At 57.5% G+C, this 22200-nt stretch carries 23 protein-coding genes; 9 read left to right on the top strand and 14 right to left on the bottom strand.

From position 1 onward, the window contains the following. On the bottom strand, positions 1 to 474 hold a 474-nt coding region (locus TX82_RS15785; RefSeq protein WP_042251209.1), incomplete at its 3' end, for an ABC transporter permease. A gap of 73 nt (positions 475 to 547) precedes the next feature. Here TX82_RS15785 and TX82_RS12195 point away from each other — a divergent pair. The 3 genes from TX82_RS12195 to TX82_RS12205 all read left to right on the top strand — a co-directional run bounded on the left by TX82_RS12195 (position 548) and on the right by TX82_RS12205 (position 5916). Continuing rightward, positions 548 to 2455 carry a menaquinone biosynthesis decarboxylase gene (locus tag TX82_RS12195; RefSeq protein WP_237100776.1) on the top strand — a complete coding sequence of 636 codons (1908 nt, stop codon included), beginning with the start codon at positions 548 to 550 and terminating at the stop codon, positions 2453 to 2455. 24 nt (positions 2456 to 2479) lie between these two features. Next, positions 2480 to 5353 carry an excinuclease ABC subunit UvrA gene (uvrA, locus tag TX82_RS12200; RefSeq protein WP_005011053.1) on the top strand — a complete coding sequence of 958 codons (2874 nt, stop codon included), beginning with the start codon at positions 2480 to 2482 and terminating at the stop codon, positions 5351 to 5353. Between the two features lie 143 nt (positions 5354 to 5496). Continuing rightward, positions 5497 to 5916: a CBS domain-containing protein gene (locus tag TX82_RS12205; protein ID WP_005011056.1), complete on the top strand. Its 420-nt coding sequence runs from the start codon at positions 5497 to 5499 to the stop codon at positions 5914 to 5916. A 68-nt stretch (positions 5917 to 5984) separates the two neighbouring features. Here TX82_RS12205 and TX82_RS12210 read toward each other — a convergent pair whose 3' ends face one another. From TX82_RS12210 to TX82_RS12255, 11 genes are all read right to left on the bottom strand, one after another. Then, positions 5985 to 6404, bottom strand: a complete 420-nt coding sequence (locus tag TX82_RS12210) for a F0F1 ATP synthase subunit epsilon (protein WP_042252600.1) — start codon at positions 6402 to 6404, stop codon at positions 5985 to 5987. Positions 6405 to 6409: 5 nt separating this feature from the next. Continuing rightward, complete coding sequence (gene atpD / locus TX82_RS12215; RefSeq protein WP_005011061.1) at positions 6410 to 7822, bottom strand: F0F1 ATP synthase subunit beta; 1413 nt, start codon at positions 7820 to 7822, stop codon at positions 6410 to 6412. A 42-nt stretch (positions 7823 to 7864) separates the two neighbouring features. Beyond that, the gene (gene atpG, locus TX82_RS12220; protein ID WP_005011066.1) at positions 7865 to 8722 is read right to left on the bottom strand and encodes an ATP synthase F1 subunit gamma; all 858 of its coding nucleotides are present in this window, start codon (positions 8720 to 8722) and stop codon (positions 7865 to 7867) included. After that, the gene (gene atpA, locus TX82_RS12225; RefSeq protein WP_005011070.1) at positions 8723 to 10228 is read right to left on the bottom strand and encodes a F0F1 ATP synthase subunit alpha; all 1506 of its coding nucleotides are present in this window, start codon (positions 10226 to 10228) and stop codon (positions 8723 to 8725) included. Next, a complete protein-coding gene (atpH, locus tag TX82_RS12230; protein ID WP_005011072.1) occupies positions 10225 to 10779 on the bottom strand; it encodes an ATP synthase F1 subunit delta in 555 nt (184 codons plus the stop codon). The genes atpA and atpH overlap by 4 nt, the downstream gene beginning before the upstream one ends. A gap of 41 nt (positions 10780 to 10820) precedes the next feature. Then, on the bottom strand, positions 10821 to 11333 hold the full coding sequence (atpF, locus tag TX82_RS12235) for a F0F1 ATP synthase subunit B (protein WP_005011078.1): 513 nt from the start codon (positions 11331 to 11333) through the stop codon (positions 10821 to 10823). A gap of 83 nt (positions 11334 to 11416) precedes the next feature. Beyond that, on the bottom strand, positions 11417 to 11644 hold the full coding sequence (gene atpE / locus TX82_RS12240; protein ID WP_005011080.1) for an ATP synthase F0 subunit C: 228 nt from the start codon (positions 11642 to 11644) through the stop codon (positions 11417 to 11419). A 27-nt stretch (positions 11645 to 11671) separates the two neighbouring features. Further along, positions 11672 to 12271 carry a F0F1 ATP synthase subunit A gene (locus TX82_RS12245; protein WP_222823013.1) on the bottom strand — a complete coding sequence of 200 codons (600 nt, stop codon included), beginning with the start codon at positions 12269 to 12271 and terminating at the stop codon, positions 11672 to 11674. Next, positions 12262 to 12399, bottom strand: a complete 138-nt coding sequence (locus TX82_RS16550) for a hypothetical protein (RefSeq protein ID WP_222823015.1) — start codon at positions 12397 to 12399, stop codon at positions 12262 to 12264. The genes TX82_RS12245 and TX82_RS16550 overlap by 10 nt, the downstream gene beginning before the upstream one ends. Positions 12400 to 12414: 15 nt before the next feature. Continuing rightward, positions 12415 to 12711, bottom strand: coding sequence for an AtpZ/AtpI family protein (locus TX82_RS12250; protein WP_005011083.1), 297 nt, complete (start codon positions 12709 to 12711; stop codon positions 12415 to 12417). Between the two features lie 405 nt (positions 12712 to 13116). Further along, on the bottom strand, positions 13117 to 13443 hold the full coding sequence (locus TX82_RS12255) for a hypothetical protein (protein ID WP_005011085.1): 327 nt from the start codon (positions 13441 to 13443) through the stop codon (positions 13117 to 13119). 324 nt (positions 13444 to 13767) lie between these two features. Here TX82_RS12255 and holB point away from each other — a divergent pair, with 324 nt between their 5' ends. From holB to TX82_RS12280, 5 genes are read left to right on the top strand one after another with little or no spacing between them, the layout of a single operon-like run. Next, entirely contained in the window at positions 13768 to 14784 is a 1017-nt protein-coding gene (gene holB / locus TX82_RS12260; RefSeq protein WP_005011086.1) for a DNA polymerase III subunit delta', read from the top strand. 10 nt (positions 14785 to 14794) lie between these two features. After that, entirely contained in the window at positions 14795 to 15691 is an 897-nt protein-coding gene (locus TX82_RS12265) for a PSP1 domain-containing protein (RefSeq protein WP_005011088.1), read from the top strand. Positions 15692 to 15715: 24 nt separating this feature from the next. Continuing rightward, positions 15716 to 17650 carry a methionine--tRNA ligase gene (gene metG, locus TX82_RS12270; protein ID WP_005011090.1) on the top strand — a complete coding sequence of 645 codons (1935 nt, stop codon included), beginning with the start codon at positions 15716 to 15718 and terminating at the stop codon, positions 17648 to 17650. Beyond that, the gene (locus TX82_RS12275) at positions 17647 to 19038 is read left to right on the top strand and encodes a TatD family hydrolase (RefSeq protein WP_005011092.1); all 1392 of its coding nucleotides are present in this window, start codon (positions 17647 to 17649) and stop codon (positions 19036 to 19038) included. Before metG ends, TX82_RS12275 begins: the two co-directional genes overlap by 4 nt. 5 nt (positions 19039 to 19043) lie before the next feature. Continuing rightward, positions 19044 to 19418, top strand: a complete 375-nt coding sequence (locus TX82_RS12280) for a DUF423 domain-containing protein (protein WP_144079170.1) — start codon at positions 19044 to 19046, stop codon at positions 19416 to 19418. A 99-nt stretch (positions 19419 to 19517) separates the two neighbouring features. Here TX82_RS12280 and TX82_RS12285 read toward each other — a convergent pair whose 3' ends face one another. Beyond that, entirely contained in the window at positions 19518 to 20060 is a 543-nt protein-coding gene (locus TX82_RS12285) for a Crp/Fnr family transcriptional regulator (RefSeq protein WP_005011099.1), read from the bottom strand. Positions 20061 to 20356: 296 nt separating this feature from the next. Between TX82_RS12285 and TX82_RS12290 the strand changes: the two genes are divergently transcribed. Beyond that, entirely contained in the window at positions 20357 to 21481 is a 1125-nt protein-coding gene (locus TX82_RS12290; RefSeq protein ID WP_005011102.1) for a S1C family serine protease, read from the top strand. 114 nt (positions 21482 to 21595) lie between these two features. Here TX82_RS12290 and TX82_RS12295 read toward each other — a convergent pair. Continuing rightward, on the bottom strand, positions 21596 to 22200 hold a 605-nt coding region (locus tag TX82_RS12295), incomplete at its 5' end, for a hypothetical protein (RefSeq protein ID WP_042251215.1).

The following is a 22200-nucleotide window of genomic DNA, read 5'->3' on the forward strand; positions in this document are numbered from 1 at the left end:
AAGCATGTGCGAGAAAACCAGGATCAGGAACGTGCCCAACACAAAACTGGGAACCGATATGCCCAGGGTGGCGATGAAAATGCAGGAGCGGTCGATCAACGTGTTCTCGCGCGCTGCGGAAATCACCCCGGCGGGCACGCCCAGCCCCAGGGTCACCAGCACCGCCAGAAGCCCCAGGGTGAGCGACACGGGAAACGTGTCCCTGATGATGTCCTTCACGTCGCGCCCGATGTACTTGTACGATGGACCCATCTCCCCCTGCACCAGTTGCCCCATGTACAGGAGGTACTGCTTCCAAACGGGTTTGTCGAGATGGTACTTGGCTTCGATGTTGGCGAGGATCTCGGGGGGAAGTTTCTTGTCGCGGTCGAACGGCCCGCCGGGCACGGCGTGCATGATGAGGAAAGTGAGGGTCGCCACCACGATCAACACCGGCACACCCTGCAGAAGCCGTTTCAGAAAATAAGTCAGCATGACGCCCCGGCCTCCCCCGCTTCCAGCAAGGCCCCACAGGGAAATGCAATCCGTCCCCACCTGCGGGGGTGAAGTGAGCTATAATGGAGTCTTCGCATTTTTGCGGTTCCGGTCCAACCGTTTCCAACAACCCGTCGCCCACGGCAACCCGATGATTTTCGACTCACTCACCGAATTTGTCAAACACCTCGAAGGCGCAGGCGAACTGGTGCGCATCCGCGAGAAGGTCTCTCCCATCCTGGAAATTGCCGAGATCACCGACCGCGTCTCCAAGCAGAACGGCGGCGGCAAAGCGTTACTTTTCGAAAACGTGGAGGGTTCTTCCATGCCGGTGCTCATCAACGCCTTCGGCAGCTGGAGCCGCATCCAGGCCGCGCTGGGCGTGACGAAGCTCGACAAGATCGCCCGCGACATCGACCAGTACCTGCACCTGGCGCCACCGGAGACACTTCTCGACAAGGCCAAGATGCTTCCCATACTTTTGGAGGCATCCCAGTTTCCGCCGAAGATGGTTTCCAGCGCGCCCTGCCAGGAAGTGGTCAAAACCGGTGACCAGGTCAATCTCGACGAAATCCCGATCATCCAGTGCTGGCCGCACGATGCAGGACGGTTCATCACCTACCCCATTGTCATCAACCGCAGTGTTGACCGCAAGATCCGCAACGTCGGTCTCTACCGAATGCAGGTGTTCGATAAAAAAACCACGGCCATGCACTGGCATATCCACAAGGACGGCGCCCATTTTTTTCACGAATTCAAAAGGAAGGGCAAGGTCATGGAAGTGGCGGTGGCGCTGGGGGCGGACCCGGTTTCCTGCTACGCCGCCTCAGCCCCCCTGCCCTACGGCGTCGATGAATTCCTGCTGGCCGGGTTCATCCGTAAAAAAGCCGTGCCGCTGGTCAAATGCAAGACGGTGAACCTGGAAGTTCCGGCCAACGCGGAGATCGTACTGGAAGGTTTCATCGATCCTAAAGAAATGCGGCGCGAAGGCCCCTTCGGCGACCACACGGGTTACTACTCGCAGGACGGGGATTATCCCGTGTTCCACGTCACCGCCGTCACGCATCGTAAGGACCCGATTTATCTGACCACCATCGTCGGCATCCCGCCGCAGGAGGATTTTTACCTCGGCAAGGCGACCGAACGCATTTTCCTGCCGCTCCTGCGCACCCAGCTGCCGGAGCTGGTGGACATGAACATGCCGCTCGAGGGCGTGTTCCACAACTGCGTCATCGTGTCCATCGACAAGCGTTACCCCATGCAGTCGCGCCGGCTGATGAGCACCCTGTGGGGAGCGGGACAGATGAGCTTCGTCAAAACCATCGTCGTGGTGGACCGCGACGTCGATGTGCAGGATGAACGTGCGGTGCTGGAATTGCTGCTGAACGACATCGACTTCAATCGCGACCTGTTTTTTTTCGAAGGCATCCTCGACGTGCTCAACCACGCCTCCGACCACGCCCTGTATGGATCGAAGCTGGGCATCGACGCCACCCGGCCGATCGAAGGCGAACCGCCGTCGAATCCGCCGCAGAACGATCCCGTACCCGCGGACCCGCAGTTGGGTGAACGGATCAAAAGCAAATTCGCGGAAGTGGAATCCGTGCGGATGTGCAGTCTGGACGTGCGCCGCCCGGTGGTGCTGGTAGCGCTCGACAAAACCCGGCCGTACCAGGGCCGTGACTTTCTCCGTGCCTGCCTGGAAGACGATGGCCTCTCTGGAGCAGGCGTCATCGTCGCGCTGGAAGCACATGTCGACCTCAACCAAACCTCGACCGTGCTTTGGAAGTTGTTCAACAACCTCGACCCGCGCCGCGACATCCAGGTGGCCGACGGACGCATCGGCATCGACGTCACCAAAAAACTGCCGGAGGAAGGCTACACGCAGGACTGGCCGGAGGAGATCCACATGTCCAATGACATCAAAAAAATTGTCGATGAAAAATGGGAACGCATGTTCCCGCAATCCAGGCAACCCTGAATTTAGAGAAACACCCCACGCATCATGGCACTCGAAAACATCACCATCAAAGGAGCCCGCGAGCACAACCTGAAGAACGTCCACCTCACACTTCCGCGTGAAAAGCTGGTGGTGATCACGGGCCTGAGCGGTTCGGGAAAATCGTCCCTCGCTTTCGACACCATCTACGCCGAAGGCCAGCGCCGCTACGTGGAGTCGCTTTCCGCCTACGCCCGGCAGTTTCTGGAGTTGATGGAAAAGCCGGACGTCGATTACATCGAAGGCCTGTCGCCCGCCATCTCCATCGAGCAGAAAACGTCAAGCAAGAACCCGCGCTCCACCGTCGGCACCGTCACCGAAATCTACGACTACCTGCGCCTGCTCTACGCCCGCATCGGCCACGTGTTCTGCTACGGATGCGGCCGGGAGATCGCATCGCAGACGGTCCAGCAGATCGTCGACCAGGTGCAGGCCATTCCCGAAGGGCGCAAGCTCATGATCCTCGCCCCCGTGGTGCAGGGCCGCAAGGGCGAGTTCAAAAAGGAAATCCTCGAACTGCGCAAAAAGGGTTTCGTGCGGGCGCGCATCGACGGCGAAGTGAAATCGCTGGAAGACGACATCGCCCTCAATAAAAAATTCAAACACACCATCGAGGCGGTGGTCGACCGGCTGGTGATCAAGGCCAATATGGGCAAACGGCTGGCGGACTCGGTAGAGATGGCACTGGGCCAGGGAGACGGGTCGCTGGTGGTCTCGCTCCTCGAAGACAAGAAGAACAACCACGCGGCGGAAGAGTTGCTGTTCAGCGAAAAGTTCGCATGCAGTTATTGCGGCATCAGTTATCCGGAGCTGGAACCACGCCTGTTCTCGTTCAACAACCCGACCGGCGCGTGCCCGGAGTGCGACGGGCTGGGAAACCGTATGGTGATCGACCCCGACCTCGTCGTCCCCGACAAGTCGCTGTCCATCCGCCAGGGCGCGATCCATCCGTGGCAGAAAAAAACCACGGTGTATTTCTTCCAGATGCTGGACTCTCTGGCGTCGCAGTTCAAGTTCAAACTCAGCACCCCATTTCAGGACCTGCCTAAAATCACTCAGGAGGTGCTCCTTCACGGCACGGAAGACCCTGTCAAATACTATTACGAAAAGGATGGACGGCGGAAATCCTACACGGGCACGTTTGACGGCGTGATCCCCGACCTCGACCGGCGTTACCACGAAACCGAATCGGCCTCGACCCGCGACGAGATCGCGCAGTACATGCGCGCCCTGCCCTGCCCCACCTGCAGTGGAACCCGCCTCAAGAAAGAAGCGGTGTCGGTGAAGGTCGGCGGACAGAACATCATCGAACTCACTTCGCTGTCCATTGGCCAGTTGAGCGAATACTTCGAAAAACTCACCTTCACCGAGCAGGAATTCTCCATCGCCCGCCGCATCGTGAAGGAGATCAAGGAACGGTTGCAGTTCCTGGTGGACGTCGGGCTGGATTACCTGACGCTCAACCGCACCTCGGCGACCTTGTCCGGCGGCGAGAGCCAGCGCATCCGGCTGGCGACGCAGATCGGCTCCAGCCTCATGGGCGTGCTCTACGTGCTCGATGAGCCGAGTATTGGCCTGCACCAGCGCGACAACGACCGCCTGCTTAAAACCCTCACCACCCTGCGTGACCTCGGCAACACAGTGATCGTGGTCGAACACGACGAGAACACCATCCGCGACGCGGATTACGTGGTGGACCTGGGTCCCGGCGCGGGCATTCACGGCGGCGAGGTGATCTTCTCCGGTCCACCGCAGGAACTGGTTAAGGATACGAAATCGCTGACGGGTCTGTACCTTTCGGGCAAGCGCGAAATTCCCATACCGGCCAAACGCCGCAAGGGCAACGGTCATGTTCTCGAGATCACCGGAGCACGCCACAACAACCTGAAGAGCATCGACATCACAGTGCCCCTTGGGGCGCTCACCTGCGTCACCGGCGTCTCCGGTTCCGGCAAGAGCACGCTGGTGATCGACATCCTGTACAAGGCACTGGCCCAGCATTTCTGGAAAGCCAACGACAAACCAGGGACATTCGACAAGATCAAGGGCGTCCAGTACCTCGACAAGGTCATCGACATCGACCAGTCGCCGATCGGCAGAACGCCGCGGTCGAATCCCGCCACCTACACCGGCCTGTTCACCCTGATCCGCGACCTGTTCAGCGAGGTGCCGGAGGCGCGCGTTCGCGGCTACAAACCGGGCCGGTTCAGCTTCAACGTCAAGGGCGGCCGCTGTGAGGCCTGCCAGGGCGACGGCATCATCAAGGTCGAGATGCATTTCCTGCCGGACATCTTCGTCACCTGCGAAGTGTGCCAGGGCAAGCGCTTCAACCGCGAGACCCTGGAAATCCAGTACAAGGGAAAGAACATCTCCGAGGTGCTGGAGATGACGGCCGAAGAAGCGCTCGAGTTCTTCCAGAAAATCCCATCCGTCCGCACCAAACTGCAAACCATCACCGACGTGGGGCTGGACTACATTCACCTGGGCCAGCCCGCAACCACCCTCTCCGGCGGTGAGGCGCAACGGGTGAAGCTGTCGAAGGAACTCAGCAAACGAAGCACCGGTCAGACCCTGTACATCCTCGACGAGCCGACCACCGGTCTTCATTTTCACGACATCGAACACCTCATGCACGTGCTGGCGAAACTGGTCGATGCGGGCAACACCGTGATCATCATCGAACACAACCTGGACGTCATCAAGACCGCCGATCACATCATCGACCTCGGTCCCGAAGGCGGCGACCGTGGCGGCGAGGTGGTGGCGTCAGGCACGCCGGAGAAGGTGGCGGCCAACCCGAAGTCGTACACGGGCCTTTATTTATCAAATGTTTTAAAGCCTCCCGCCCAAGCCGCACGCAAAAAAGTGGCGAAATTGTAATCTTCCCTTCCAGATTAATTCCTACTGCAAATCGGTATTTTTTCTTTCTTCTCCCACATCCCTGCGGTTCCACGTACAATATGGGTGGTTTCCTAATGAGCCGTGGAATGCCGGCTCGCCGAGGCAAGCAAGGAGGTGTTCCAATGAAGAAACGCAAGCAGGAAAACCCGATTGAAGAAGTGAGCGACTACATGTCCTCGCCTGTGATCACCATCCCGGAGACGAATACCATCAAGGACGCAGCGGAGTTCATGCACGAGAAACAGGTGGGGTCGCTGGTGGTTGTGAATGGAAAGAAACCTGTCGGAATCGTCACCGAAACCGATTTCGCCCGCAAGGTGGTGGCCAAGGGGCTCGATCCCAAAACGGCGAAGGTGGGGGACATCATGACCACGCCGCTACAGACGATCGACTGCCACGAATCGGTGCTGGACGCCAACAAACTGATGGCGAAAAAGAAAATCCGCCACCTGGTGGTGATGGATAAGGAAGAACTGGTGGGAATCGTTACGGTGCACAACCTGGTGCACTACTTTTCGAACCCGCGCATCCGCACTTTTTAAAGGCCGCCCGGCAAAATCAATCAGGGTACGCTGAAATCCCTGGAGAAGAAAGGGGGAAGGCCCCAGCCTTACTCGGTGCCTTTGCTTTCGATGCGGGCCAGAGCGCGGAACAGTTTTTTCTGCGCTTCACGGAGTTCGGCTTCCTCAACATCGGGCTTGGCCAGAATGGCTTCGGCCTTGGCCTTGGCTTCCTGAGCGCGGGCCACATCGACGTCGCTGAGGTATTCGGCCGTCTCCGCCAGTACCGTCACGCGGTCGTTGGTGATTTCCGCGTAACCGTGACCCACAACGAGGGAAATGATTTCGTCTCCCTTTTCATAGGAAAAGCTTCCCGGCCGCATGGTGGTGAACAAAGGCGCGTGCAGGGGAAGGATGCCCAGGTCGCCCTCGCTTCCGGGTATGTTGACCTGATCCACGCTCGGATCGTTTACCATCTCCTTCTCCGGCGTGACCAGTACAAAATGCAGTTTCTGATTCTCTTCGGCCATGCTCATCAACCCTGCTTCTTGAGTTTCTCGGCTTTTTCGTATACCTCATCGATGGCGCCGCACATGTAGAACGCCTGCTCGGGAATGTCGTCCAGCTTGCCGTTGACGATTTCCTTGAAGCCGGTGATGGTGTCGGCCACCTTGACGTATTTGCCGGGTGCACCGGTGAACGTTTCAGCAACGAAGAACGGCTGGGACAGGTATTTCTGGATTTTACGTGCCCGCGCCACCAGCATCTTGTCTTCCTCGGTCAACTCGTCCATACCCAGAATGGCGATGATGTCCTGCAGTTCCTTGTAGCGCTGCAGGATGCGCTGAACCTCCCGGGCCACACCGTAGTGCTCCTCGCCGACGATGGACGGGTCGAGGATGCGCGACGTGGAGTCCAGCGGATCCACCGCCGGGTAGATGCCCAGCTCCGAGATGCGCCTGTTGAGAACGGTGGTGGCGTCCAAGTGAGAAAACGTGGTCGCCGGGGCCGGGTCGGTGAGGTCGTCCGCCGGTACGTAAATCGCCTGAACGGAAGTGATGGACCCCTTCTTCGTCGAGGTGATGCGCTCCTGCAGGTTGCCCATCTCGGTGGCCAGCGTCGGCTGGTAACCCACCGCGGACGGGATGCGGCCCAACAGGGCCGATACTTCGGAACCCGCCTGCGAGAACCGGAAGATGTTGTCGATGAACAAAAGCACGTCCTGGCCGCCGACATCGCGGAAGTATTCGGCGATGGTCAGCCCGGTCAGGCCCACGCGCATACGCGCGCCGGGAGGCTCGGTCATCTGGCCGTAGATCAGCGCGGTTTTGTCGATGACCTTCGACTCGATCATTTCGTGGTAGAGGTCGTTACCCTCGCGGGTCCGCTCTCCCACGCCGGCGAACACCGAGTAACCGCCGTGCTCCGCCCCGATGTTGCGGATCAGTTCCATGATGAGAACGGTCTTGCCAACGCCCGCACCGCCGAACAGCCCGGTCTTGCCGCCTTTCAGGTACGGCTCCAGAAGGTCGATGACCTTGATGCCGGTTTCCAGCATTTCCATGCCGGTGTCCTGCTCGTCGAGAGGCGGCGCGTCGCGGTGGATGCTCCACGTTTCCTGCGACTCGACCTTCGGTTTCTGATCGACGGGTTCGCCGATGACGTTCAGGATGCGGCCGAGAACCTTTTCGCCGACGGGAACGGAGATGGGACGACCGGTGTCCTCCGCATCGATGCCCCGCACCAGGCCGTCGGTGGGGTGCATGGAGATGGCGCGGACCGCGTTGTCACCCAGATGCTGTGCCACTTCCAGGGTGATGGTTTCTTCCTCCCCGCCCTCCGGCTTCTTTTTAATGTGGATCGCGTTGTACAAGGCCGGCAGTTCGCCGTCCTTGAAGCTGATATCCACAACGGGACCGATTACCTGGATGACTTTTCCTACGTTCATCAAACGCTCCTTTACTTGGTCGTCTTGGTCGATTCTTTAAATTCAGTCTTTCAGCGCTTCCGCCCCGTTGACCACTTCGATCAGTTCCTTGGTGATGTACGCCTGACGCGTGCGGTTGTAAAACAGGGTCAACTGGCCGATCATTTCCTTGGCGTTGCGCGAGGCATTGTCCATCGCCGTCATGCGGGCGCCGTGTTCACTGGCACTGGATTCCAGAAAGGCGCGGTACACCTGAAGAGTCATGTACCGTTTCAGAATGTCCTCCAGTATGCTTTCCTCGTCCGGTTCGTAGATGTAATCCACCGGATGCGCGTCTTCCGTCTCCTCCGGCTCGATGGGAAGCAATTGCTCGCGGATGACCTCCTGCCGAAGAACGGACTTGAACTCGTTGTACACGAGGAAGATGCGGTCCACCGTGCCCTCCACGAACAGGTCGCCGAGCTTTTCGCCGATTTCCACCGCCTTGGCGTAATTGAACTCCTTGGTCCAGCCCGGATAGTTTTCCTGGATCTTGTACGGACGGCGTTTGAAGTAGTCTCCGCCCTTCTTCCCCGCCAGGAACAATGAAATGTCGCTGTCCCGGTTTTCCTCGATGATCTGCGACGCCATCTTGATGATATTGGCGTTGAAGGCGCCGCACAACCCGCGGTCGGCGGTGATGATCACCAGCAGGACCTTGTTTCCCTCGCGGTCGTTCAGGAGCGGATGCAGATCGTGATTGCACCTTGCCGACAGGTGATTGAGCACGTCGCGCATTTTGGTGGCATACGGCCGGGCGGTGAGGATGGCCTCCTGCGCCCGGCGCAGTTTCGACGCCGACACCAGCTTCATGGCCTTCGTCGTCTGCTGAGTGTTCTTGACACTCCGGATGCGGTTTTTTACGTCGCGTAAGTTTGGCATTTATTTAAACAGTCCCTTGAACTCTTTGACCGCGGCGGTCAGTTCCTGTTCGGTTTCGTCGGAGAGTTTCTTTTCCTTCTCGATGGTGTCCAGAATGTCCTTGTGTTTCTCTTCCATGAAATTCAGGAAACCTTCCTCGAAGCGGCGGATGTCACGCACCTTGATGTCATCCAGGTGACCGCGCACACCGGTGAAGAGGGACACCACCTGCTGAACCGCCGACAGCGGCTGGTACTGCGGCTGTTTGAGCAGTTCCACCAGGCGCTCACCGCGGGCGAGCTGGGCCTGGGTGGCAGGATCCAGATCACTGCCGAACTGCGCGAAGGCGGCCATCTCGCGGTACTGCGCGAGGTCGAGGCGCAATTGACCCGCCACCTGCTTCATGGCCTTGATCTGCGCAGAGCCGCCGACGCGGGAAACGGAGAGGCCGACGTTGATCGCCGGACGCACGCCGGAATAAAACAGGTCGGTTTCGAGATAAATCTGTCCGTCGGTGATGGAAATGACGTTGGTCGGGATGTAGGCCGATACGTCGCCCGCCTGCGTCTCGATAATAGGAAGAGCCGTCATCGATCCCGCACCCAATTCGTCGCTCAGTTTCGCGGCGCGTTCGAGCAGGCGCGAATGCAGAAAGAAGACGTCACCGGGGTACGCCTCACGTCCCGGAGGACGGCGCAACAGCAGGCTCAACTGGCGGTAGGCCGCAGCCTGCTTGGACAGATCGTCGTAAATGATAAGTGCGTGCTGGCCGTTATCGCGGAAATACTCGCCCATGGCACAACCGGCGTACGGTGCGATGAACTGCATGGGAGCCGGGTCGCTGGCGCTGGCGGAGACAACGATGGTGTAATCCATCGCCCCGTGCTCTTCCAGCGTCTTGACGACGCGCGCCACCGTGGACCGCTTTTGGCCGACGGCGACGTAGATGCAGAACATGTTCTGTCCCTTCTGGTTGATGATGGCGTCGGTGGCGACGGCGGTCTTGCCCGTCTGACGGTCGCCGATGATCAATTCGCGCTGACCGCGTCCGACGGGAATCATGCCGTCAATGGCCTTGATGCCGGTCTGCATGGGTTCGTGAACGGATTTGCGGTCGATGACGCCCGGGGCGATGCGCTCGATGGGGCCGCGCTGTTTGGCGTTGATGGGGCCCTTGCCGTCGATCGGCTCACCCAGCGCGTTCACCACGCGGCCGACCAGTTCCGGTCCGACCGGCACGTCCATGATGCGGCCGGTGCGTTTGACTTCGTCGCCTTCCTTGATCAGGTTGTCGAATCCCATGAGCACGGCGCCGACGTTGTCCTCTTCCAGGTTCAGGACCATGCCGGTGACGTCGTTCGGAAAATCCACCAGTTCGCCCGCCATCGCTTGTTCGAGGCCGTAGATGCGCGCGATGCCGTCGCCGACGGAGATGACGCGGCCGGTTTCCTTCAATTCGATTTCGGACTCAAACCCTTCGATCTGCTTCTGGATCAGGGTGCTGATTTCATCCGCTCTAAGACTCACAGTAGGACCTCCTCCTTCTCAATCGACCGTCGCAACAGCGCCAGGCGGTTCTTGATGGTGGCATCGGCGACCCAGCTTCCGATACTGACACGGATGCCGCCGAGCAACGACTCGTCCACCTGGCTGTCGATCACCGCGCTTTTTCCCAAAGCCCGGTCCAGGGACGATTTCAGTTTATTCAGTTGTTCCTCGGATACAGGATGGGCAGCCACGATCTTCACCCGCACCTGATTGAGCCGATCGGCCACCGTTTTTTCAAAGTATTCCCGGATGTTTTTCAGATAGGCCATCTTGTTTCGCTGAACCAGCATCTCCGCCACTTTGCGCACTTCCTTGCCCGCCGGGATGTTGTCGCAAAGCGACATCACGAACGCGAGCTTCTTGTCGTCCGTAATGGCGGGATGCAGAAAAAACTTGGGTAGTGCGGGGTCGGACTGAATGGCATCGTCCAGATCACACAGGTTGTCCAGTGCTTCCTGCAACTTGGCGTTGTCCTGGATTGATGCGGACAACGCTTCGGAAAATCGTTTGCCTATCTGGTTTTCAATCATCGTGTCTTCATTTCACGACGGGACGGCCAACGCCGCCGCGCCTAGTTCTTTTCCAGGTTGCGGACCACTTCGTCAATGGACTCGTCCACCAGCCGCTTCTTGTCGTCGTCCTGCATGGTGCGGCGCAGGATTTTTTCGGTGGAGGCGATGGTCAAAACGGAAACATACTGCCGGATCTCGCCCATCAGTTTGTCGCGCGCCACCCGGATTTCGTGCTCGGCTTCCTTCTGCATCTGCCGAACTTTAGCCTGGGTTTCGTTTAGGGTTTTTTCCTGCAGTTTGCGGGACTCGTCGTGCGCCAACTGGACAATGGTGTTCGCCTTGTCGTGCGCGGTCTGGAGCTGGTCCTCAAACTCCTTCTTGATTTTTTCCGCTTCAGCCCGCATGGCTTCGGCGTTTTGGATGTCTCCGGAAATTTTCTTCTGCCGCTCCTCCAGCATCTGCAGGATGGGAGGGAACGCGTACTTCTTCAACAGAAACAGAAGAAGGGCGAACGAAACGATCGACCAGAAGATCAATGAAGAAAATACCGATACCTGCTCTAGTTGTGGCATTGTCCGGGTGACCTGGGATGAAGGTTGTTCATAAAGGTTGCCGTACCTGGATGCGCCCCGGAGGGCGCGTCACTAGAGTGCGATTACGCTTTGCCCATCAGAATAAAGGCAAGAACCAACGCGTACAGCGCAACGGCTTCAACCAGCGCGAAACCGATCCAGCAATACTTGGCCACGCGGCCTTCGGCATTCGGCTGACGGCCTACGGTCTCGATGGTCGTGGCGAAGATATTGGCGATACCGATCGCCGCACCGAAGAACCCTGCGGCACACAAGCCCATTCCCAAATATGCTGCGGCAGCTGCTTCCATCCTGGAACTCCTCTCTTGATGATTGATTTAATGCAATTTAATGACGTCCCCGATGTAAACACATGTCAGGACGGTGAATATATAAGCCTGAATAAATGCGATTGCGACTTCCAATACGTTGATGACGACAGTGAACCCGAACGGCATCCAGCTGACCCACGCCGGAGCTGACAGCGTCAATGCGAACAATACAGCCAGCACCGTGTGGCCCGCGGTCATATTGGCGAAGAGACGCACGGAAAGCGATACCGGCCGGGCCAGCATGCTGATTATTTCAATCGGGATCATGAACGGGATCATGAGTTTGGGCACACCCGGTGGCACGAGGATACTCAAAAAGTGCCCGCCATGTTTGGCAAAGCCGATGACCAGGGTCATGAAAAAGATGATGAGGGCGAATGCGCCGGTGACCACCAACTGGCTCGTCATGGTGTAAGAACCGGGCACGAGGCCAATCAGGTTGCATACCAGAATGAAGAAAAAGAGGGTGGCGACAAAGGAGAAGTACTTCTTGCCGTCCTCGCCAATGAATTCATCAACCATGCCCCGAACGAATTCGAGAGAAACTTCGGCGACGCTCTGCCCCTTGCCGGGTACCAGCCTGAGGCCGCCTTTGATCACCACCATAAACAGGAAAAAACCAGGGCGACACCCATCCACATGACGATGACCGCCTTGTTAATGGAAAGGTCGAGCCCCAGAAACTGGATGGGGATGATGGGGTGCAATTCGAAGTGGTGAAGCGGGTTTTCCATTCCTCAATATTTCTTTTAATCGTCGCGGTTGGGATCCGGAGGACCGTCGTCCAAATCCGTTTTATTGTCGTTTTTGCCTTCCGGGGCGTCCGGCCCCCAGTCCTGCTCCATGTTCATTGCCGTCCGGTACACATTGAGGACCCCGGCGGCACCGCCGAACAACACGCCGACCGCAAGAAACCAAGGGTCCGTCTCCAGAAAATGGTCCAGCGCGTACCCCATCAAAGCCCCGATGAGGGTGGCGACGGTCAACTCAGTGCCCAGTCTGAACGCGTAACTCAGGCCCTGGCGTAGGGAACTCCCGGATTTCATTTTTTTGTCAGGGGAAACAAGGCCGGATTAGGCTGAAAACGCCTCATCATACCAATCATGGTCCTTGTTTGCCAAAAGAAATTCCTGAGTTTCCTCAAGGACTTCCGGGATTCGACAAAAATCTGAAATGTTCGCGCGGTGTTCGCTCGAATTTGGGAGAAAGGAATACTGGCAACTGCCAAAACCGCCCCTCACCTCAATGCTTTACCCTGCAACAGGGGCCGGTCCGGGTCGCGTCACATCTAGACCGTTTGGGCCGCAAAAAATAACGCCGAACTTCTCACCTGTCAATTGAAAAATCCAGCGTCAGGATGGCCAACGCAGATTAGACTGGAATGGGGAAAGCATTTGGATTCCGCTTACCCACTCCCTCTTGCGGAACCCGGAGGCCTGCCCGCCGTGTCCTCAGTAAGGCATTTCTCCGTATTTCTTTTCGTAATCGGCCAACGGGAGCATGTCAATGGCGTCCCACGGGCATCCCTCCAGGAACGTATCCATGGGGCCTTTGGAGACACATTTTTTACAACCGATACAGAGCAGTTCATCCACCATCACCACATTGAAAGCCGGCGCATACGGATTTTGAATCTCGTACATGCAGTTCTCAACCGGACACTCGGTGATACAAATGGGGGAGCCACTGCATCCGGTGCAGGCCTCGTTGATGACCGCTAACTCTTTCGGTTTACGTTTTCTTTGTGCGGAGCGTTTGGCTCGTTCGGCTACTGCCATATCAGGATATCCATACGATTGAATTCACGTTTCTTCCATATTGTAGCAAACAGGGCAAATTTATAGCAAAATCCAAATTAGTATTCAATATCAAACCAACATTTTTCCAATCCACCGCGGCCTGCGTTGTCACCACCCGTTTGCGGGCTTTTTCATTTACAGGAACGGGGCCATATAATAATATGAAGAGGTTTGCTCATAAGCACGGCCCATAACAGGGATTTTGCCGCGCTTTCTGCAAGCTTAAGAAAGCCAGACACTATTTAATCAGAAAACTAGCGTTTATATCGTAAACGATTGAATATATGAAGTTTTTAATCAGACATGAGCTTCGAAACCATCCTTGGCCAAGGCCAGGCTAAACATATAATCGGCCGTGCGCTGGAACAAGGCACGGTGGCACACGCCTATCTCTACTTCGGCCCTGAAAGCGTGGGTAAAAAGCGAACCGCCCTGGAGTTCGCCAAGGCGCTGAACTGCGCCGAGTCCGGCCCCCATGACGCCTGTGGCGATTGCGCTCCCTGCCGCAAAATCCATTTGGGACAGCACCCGGACGTATTTCTGCTGGAACCGACGAAAAAAGCCTCGTCGCGCGATACCAGCATCAGCATCGACGAAATCCGCGACCTGCAAAAGAAACTGGGCTTCACTCCCTATGAAGGCCGCTACAAGGTAGCAGTGGTCGACGGCGTGGAGAAAATGAACCTCCAGGCCTGCAACGCTTTCCTGAAAACACTGGAAGAGCCCCCCGCCGCCACGGTACTCATTCTGGTGACGGCGAATCCGTACCAGATGCTCCCGACCATCATCTCGCGGTGCCAGGGAGTGCGGTTCCATCCCCTGCCGCAGGAAGCCCTGCGCGCCATACTGGAATCGCATCCAGATGCGGAAGGCATGCTTGATGAGGAAATTGAACTACGCGTCCTGCGCTCGCAAGGTCAGGTTGCGCGGGCCTTGGCGGAGGATGTGGCGGAGATCGCGCGTTACCGCGAGGAATTGCTGGCTCTTTTGAGTCAACTCAGCTTCCGCCGTATGGACCTGCTTTTCGCGTGGTGCCGGGAGACCGGCCGGGGACATGATCTGCCCCAGATTAAAAAGATTCTTGAAGAACTGCTGGGCCTTTTGCGCGACGTCGCCCTTTTGCAGGCGGGATGCGGTACGGAGTCGCTGAACAACCGCGACCTCGCAGGCCGGCTCGGCCCCCTTGCCCAGGCGAAGCCGCGGTCCGCTGTCCTTCATATGATGGAATCCGTGTTCCGCACCCGCAATCTTCTGGAACGGAACGCCAACGTCCAGTTGACTCTGGAAAACATGCTGATGCAATTCTGTGAGGCCGCGTGAGGAAGAAACCATGCAAAACGAAACTTTGAATCCCAGTACCACAGAAGGTGATGCCTGTGCGGAGCCGTCCCGGCCCAAATTCGTGATCGGGGTTCGCCTGCGTGGTCGCGACAAAACACAGGTGTGCGATCCGCACACGCTCCAGTTGCGTGTCGGCATGGAAGTGATGGTTGAAACCGAAGACGGTCTGCAGATCGGCGTCGTGGCGTCCAATAAAATCCTCAACGTACGCAAGGACGCGTGCCGTCCGCCCAAAGTCATACGCCTTGCAAACCAGGAAGACCTCCAACACGAACAAAACAAATGCGAGCGCGAGTCCAAGGCCACTGTTATGTGTCGGGACCTGATAGTAAACCTGAAACTGCCGATGAATCTGAGCCGCGTGGTGTTCTTCGAGGAACTCAACAAGTCGGTGTTCTACTTCACCGCAGAAGGACGCATCGACTTCCGCCAACTGGTCAAGGAACTCGCCTCGCGGCTGCGTCACCGCATCGAGATGCGGCAGGTCGGTGTGCGCGACGAAGCGAAGTCGATCAACGGCCACGGTGTGTGCGGCGAGGAGCTCTGCTGTTCGCGCTTCCTGCCGGAGTTCACCCCCGTTACCATCCGCATGGCCAAGGACCAGGGCCTCGCCCTCAATCCCAGCAAGATCTCAGGCGTGTGCGGTCGGCTGATGTGTTGCCTGCAATACGAACACAATATCTACAAGGACCTCATTAAAGAAATGCCCAAGCTGGGTAAAACCATTTCGACTCCGGACGGCAAGGGCCGCGTCATCCAGAACGACATCCTGAAACAGAAGGTGACCGTTCGCCTTGAGGACGATTTCATCATGTACTATGATCTGGAAGAACTGCGCGAGCACCTGCCCCCGCAGGCCGTCCAGCCGCCCAAACCGGCCAGCTAACCCTCAACCGCATTCACCACTGAAATGAACCGAACCTTTTACATCACCACACCGATTTACTACGTCAACGACGTGCCGCACATCGGCCACGCTTACACGACCATCGCCGCCGATGTCGCCGCGCGCTACCGCAGGCTTGACGGCGATGACGTGTTTTTCCTGACCGGCACCGACGAACACGGTCAGAAAGTCCAGCAGGCGGCGCAACAGGCCGGACGCACCACGCAGGAACATGTCGACGCCCTGCACAAACCGTTCAAGGACCTGTGGGTGCGCTTCAATATTTCCAACAGCGACTTCATCCGCACCACGGAAGAGCGCCACACCCGGGTGGTGCGCCAGATTCTTCAGGCATTGTACGACAAGGGCGAAATCTACCGCGACAGCTACGAGGGCTGGTACTGCATGCCGGACGAGCGCTTCTGGACCGAGAAGGACCTGGTCGACGGCAACTGTCCGGAATGCGGCCGCAAGGTGGAGAAGATCAAGGAGTACAATTATTTTTTCAGGATGAGTCAGTATCAGGACTGGCTGATGGACCACATCCAGAAAAACGAATCGTTCATCCTGCCTGCGTCGCGCAAGAATGAAATACTCGGCTTCCTCAAAAAACCGCTGGAGGACCTGTGCATTTCGCGGCCGAAGGAACGCCTGCCGTGGGGTATCCCGATGCCTTTCGACGAGGACTACGTCACCTACGTCTGGTTCGACGCGCTCATCAACTACATCTCGATCCACGGCAGTCTGGAAGAAATCCTGAAAACCAAGTACTGGCCGGCGGCGCATCACCTGATCGGCAAAGACATCCTGACCACGCACGCGGTGTACTGGTCCACCATGCTGAAGGCCATCGGCATCTCCCCTCCCCTCAACATCTTCGCGCACGGCTGGTGGACGGTGGAGGGCAAGAAGATGTCGAAGTCGCTCCGCAACGTGGTCGAACCGAACCTGTTGATCGACCAGTTCGGCGTGGACGTCATCCGTTACTTCCTCATGCGCGAGGTGCCGTTCGGTCTCGACGGCGACTTCTCGCACAAGGCGCTCATCGGCAGGGTCAACAGCGACCTCGCAAACAACCTGGGCAACCTGCTGAACCGCACGCTCAACATGATTGGAAAGTATTACGGAGGTACGGTGCCGGAGGCAGGTGTGGAAGGCGACGAGGACGCCGGCCTCAAGGGCAAATCCAAGGAAGTGGTCGAGCAGGTGCACGACTTCTACGACGAGCTCGCCTACAACCGCATTCTCATGAAAATCTGGGAACTGCTCGACGCATCCAATCAATACATCAATAACACCGCGCCGTGGAACCTGGCGAAATCCGACGAAGGCAAACAACGCCTCGCCACCGTGCTGTACAACGCCGCCGAAGCGTGCCGCGTCATCGGGATCCTCATCTACCCATTCATGCCGGACACGACAAAGAAGATGATGACGCAGTTGGGCATCGGCACCTCCATCGAGGAACAGGGGCTCGCCTCCATTCGCACCTGGGGCTGGTTTCCTGCGGGGACGGAGATCAAGCAGGGCGAACAGATTTTCCCGCGCATCGAGGACAAGGCGGCGGAGAAGATTCTGGCGTCGGTCGAGGCCAAGGCCTCCGATGACGGCGCTTCGGCGGAAACGGACGGAGACAACCTGATCCAGATCGACGAGTTCATGAAGTTGGACCTGCGCGTGGCGTTGGTCGTGGAAGCCGAAAAAGTGAAGAAATCGAAAAAGCTCATCAAGCTGAAAGTCGATCTCGGCAATGAACAACGCCAGGTGGTGGCGGGCATCGCAGAGAGTTACGAGCCGGAAAAACTGGTCGGCCGCAAGGTGATTCTGGTCGCCAACCTGAAACCGGCGAAGCTCATGGGCATCGAGTCGCAGGGCATGATACTGGCCGGAAGCGACAAGGACAAAATCGTCCTCGCCGGATTCGACGAGGAACTGGAGCTGGGAGCGCGTGTGAAATGATCATCGACACCCACGCACACATGGATATGACGGACTTCGACGCCGACCGCGACGAGATGATCCAGCGCGCCGTCGAGAGCGGTGTGAAGTACATCGTCAACATCGGGTGCGACATCCCGAGCAGCACACGTTCGGTGGAGTTGACCGAAGAGCACGATTTCATTTACGCCTCCGTCGGTATCCATCCGCACGACGTCAAGGACATCGATGAAAACACGTACCTCGAACTGAAGGAACTGCTCCAGCATCCTCGCGTGATCGCGGTGGGCGAGACGGGACTCGATTATTTCAAGAATTACTCGCCGCACGATCTCCAGCGCGAGCATTTCCGCAAACACATCGAGCTGGCGCGCGAACACAGGAAGCCATTGGTCATCCACACGCGCGACGCGAAGGAAGACACCATCGCCATCCTGTCCGAATACTATCCGAATGATCCCAACGCGCGCTCCGGCATCTTCCACTGTTTCACCGGCGATCAGGAACTGGCAGAGGCGGCGCTGGCGATGGGCTTTTATATTTCCTTCTCCGGCGTGGTGACGTTCAAGAACGCGGAAGAGTTGCGCGCCGTGGCCAAAACCATTCCTGCCGACCGCCTGTTCGTGGAGACCGACTGCCCGTACATGGCGCCGGTGCCCATGCGCGGCAAACGCAACGAACCGGCATTCGTCAACCACACTGCCAATTTCCTGGCGGAGTTGCGCGGCACCAGCGTGCAGGACCTGCACCGCACGGTGGAACTCAATTTCTTCGATCTGTACGGCATCGGCAGCAAAGCCAAGTCCGGTACCATCTCGTACCAGATCCGCAACTCGCTGTATCTCAACCTGACGCAACGGTGCACCGCCAATTGTGTGTTCTGCACGCGCATCTCGAAACCCATCGTGCAGGGATACAACCTGGCCCTCGACCGCGAACCCACCGCACAGGAGGTTTGGGAGTCGATCGACGACCCGACCAAGTACGACGAAGTCGTGTTCTGCGGCTATGGCGAACCGACCCTGCGGCTTGACGTTATTAAAGAAGTGGCAAAAAAGATCAAAGGCGCCGGAGGGCGCGTGCGACTGAACACCAACGGTCACGGCAACGTCATCAACAAACGCAACATCCTGCCGGAGCTGGAAGGCCTCGTCGATTCGGTTTCCATCAGCCTGAACGCCGACAACTCCGACGCGTATGATGAAGTCAGCCAGCCCCTGCCCAATTACCGGGGAAAAATCTACGACGAGATTCTAAAATTCATCGAAGACGCCAGGCTCCATATTCCGGACGTGCAGGCAACCATCGTGACGCACCAGAAGGACGTGGATGAGGATAAATGTGAAGAGATCGCCGAGAAGCAGTTCGGCGTCAAGTACCGTCCCCGGCGGTACAACATCGTAGGATGATCCCCATGCGACGCTGGATTTTAATAGGAAGCATACTGGGCGGTTTGAGCGTCATGCTCGGTGCCTTCGGTGCGCATTCTTTAAAAGCGGTGCTGACTGAAAAAAGCCTCGCCACGTTTCAGACCGCGAACCAGTACCAGTTCTTCCACAGCCTGGCGTTGGTTCTCGTCGGCCTGCTTTGCGGGTACCTGGGGGAAGGAAACGACTCCAAGGCGAACAAAGCGGGCTGGTTTTTCCTCGCGGGCATCGTCATGTTTTCTGGGAGCTTGTACTGGCTTGCGCTGGGCGGCCCCAGGGTGCTGGGACCCGTCACCCCGCTGGGCGGGTTGTCGTTCATGATCGGCTGGTTCCTGCTCGCCTTCTCATTTCCCAAAAAGTAAACCCTCTTTCGCAAAAAAACACCACCGCATCCCCGCCGCTTGGATACGGTTTATTTTAAATTGGGACTTTTCAGGATACTTGGAATTGAAGCCGGAGCCTCATTCCTGTTTGTCGTCTTCAGGAACCACGGTGTCCTGATTAATGACTTCGATTTCCTTGAAGATGTTTTGGAAGGAGTCAAAGAACTTTTCGAAATCGACACGGTTCTGGCTGATGGTGCTTTTCAGCATGTCGAGGCGGATAACGAACAGCTTGAGGAACTGGTCCTTGAACTTGCCGATGAGCAGAGGGTCCATTTGGTCCATCTGGTCTTTATGGTAACGGAGGAGGGTGGCGTCGGTTTTGGCAAGGACGCTGGTCACACGGGGAACCGCTTTCACAAAAGGCACATCCCCAAACAGCGCACCGACGTGAAGCTCGGTGATCTCGTGATCGAGATCCTCCCCGGCGGAAATCACGATCGTGCCTTCCAGCACGAAATACATCGTCGGATCGGTGGTCCCCTTGCGGATCACGCACTCACCTCTCGCCACATTCTGCACGGTGCCGGTGATCTGTGCTAATGCCTGTTTTTCCTTCTCGGTGAAGTCATCGAAGAAGGAAATCCGGTTGAGATGGTCTACCAGGTCAGCGGTTTTCATGCTCCCCCTCGGTTTAAAGAAAGGGGTCCCGAGCCAAGGGACCCTCCAAGATTATAATGCAGATTGGCGGCGTGGCAAATCGTTTTGCTTCGAAAAAACGGCCACATAGAGTCGGGCCACTGTTTTTCACAGCCCTGTCCCGGCTGTTTCACCTTCCCGAACGGGCCCGATTAAAATTATTTAATATTCGCTTAACGTCCTCTTAATCCACACTCCTTATTCTAAGCACAAAGACCTGAGGGGCTTCCCCGGGCAGAAATTCAACCAATCACTCATCTCCGGATGGAGACAGAACTATGATGAAACTGAATTGGAAAACAATCACACTGGCGTCGCTTTTGTTTGTCGGCGTGCCCATGCTTTCCATCATGGGGAGCGGTCATAGCTTACAACCGGAAAACGCATATGCATTGAGTACAGACACAAGCCCGGTGGGCACCAATCGCATTACCGAGGTGGTGAAAAAGCAGGACAAGGCGGTGGTCGGCGTGCATTCGTCCGTCAAGATGGAACGGACGCGTGGCATGGACCCGCGGAATCCGTTCGGTCCCGGTGTTCCCTCTCCCGGCCCGGCCCCTCAGGGATCCGGCTCCGGCTTCATCATCGATAAAGAAGGCCATGTCCTCACCAACAACCACGTGGTGGATGGTGCGGACCAGGTGAAAATCCAACTGCACGACGGCAAGGAGTATGAAGCCGAGGTGATCGGCAAGGACCCGGCCACCGACATCGCCCTGCTCAAAATCGTGCGCAAGGAAGGCGACACCTCGCCCCTGCCGCACATGAAGCTGGGTGACTCCAAAAATCTCGAGGTCGGCGAGTGGGTCATCGCCATCGGCAACCCGTTCGGCCTGAACCACACCGTCACCACGGGCATCGTCAGCGCTAAGGGACGCAACCTCGGTTCCGGTCCCTATGACGCGTTCATCCAGACCGACGCCTCCATCAATCCCGGAAACAGCGGCGGCCCGTTGCTCAACATGAACGGCGACGTGATCGGCATCAACACCATGATTCTGTCCGGCAACGGCGGCAACGTGGGCATCGGCTTTGCCATTCCCATCAACATGGCGAAATCGATCGTCGCCGACCTGAAAAAGGACGGCAAGGTCACTCGCGGCTGGCTGGGCGTCACCATCCAGAAGATGACCGAGGAACTGGCGTCCTCGTTTGGTTTGAGCGAGCCGAAAGGTGTGCTGATCAACGGCGTCCTGCCGAAAGGCCCGGCGGAACGCGGCGGCCTGAAACGCGGTGACGTCATCGTCAAGTACGACGGGCAGGATCTGGTGGATTTTTCCGCCCTGCCCAAGATGGTGGGAACCACCGCACCCGGCAAAACCGTAACGCTGGACATCCTGCGCGACGGCAAACCGGTGAGCGTGGAAGTCACTATCGAGAAGATGCAGGAAAGCCAAGCCTGATTGACTGCGAAGGGTTCCTCCTCCCCCTTCGCTCCCTGGGCAAAAGGTTCGGACGCTCCCCCGTCCGGGCCTTTTGTTTTTTATTTCCGTAAAGTTCGTTTGCGAAGCGACGCTTTACTGCTTTGCGTACACGGGAACGAGGAAGCGGCTGTCGTAATCGACTCCCGGAGTTTCGGCCTTGATCTCGATTTCCCAGAACCGCCCCGGCCGGCCGCTCAACTCCGTGGTCATTTCCTTGTTGTCGGGCAGGTCCCATTCCATCAAGAACCCCCCGCCGCGCGAGGCGCCGGAGTTCATCGTCCGCTCCTCTCCGTAGATCTGGTAACACACCACCTCCCGCGTGCGCTTCCGCCCGGAGTACCGCGTTTCATAAACCTCTTCAATAAAACGCAGGTTCAGCGTGACCGAATCGAAGGCGGCGGGCATGCCTTCCAGCGCCAGCTTCATCTTCCCGCCCAGGTAAAACGGGAACCCCAGAAAGCGCAGGCGGCTGTTGCCGTATTTGAGGTACTGCATGTACTTGCGGATGCCGTCGCCGATGATCAGCACGACGATGAAATCGAAAAAGAGCACCACGCCCTTCACCCACATGGGAACCTGTTGTTCCTCGCTGAACCAGGCGATGTAATGAAACGGCGCGAGAAAGGCGATGAAAACGGTGGCGGTGATGAAATGCTTCACCACGTCCTTCATTTTGTTCTCGGCAATACCGAGCGGAT

It is taken from the genome of Nitrospina gracilis 3/211 (assembly GCF_000341545.2).
Classification (GTDB): domain Bacteria; phylum Nitrospinota; class Nitrospinia; order Nitrospinales; family Nitrospinaceae; genus Nitrospina; species Nitrospina gracilis.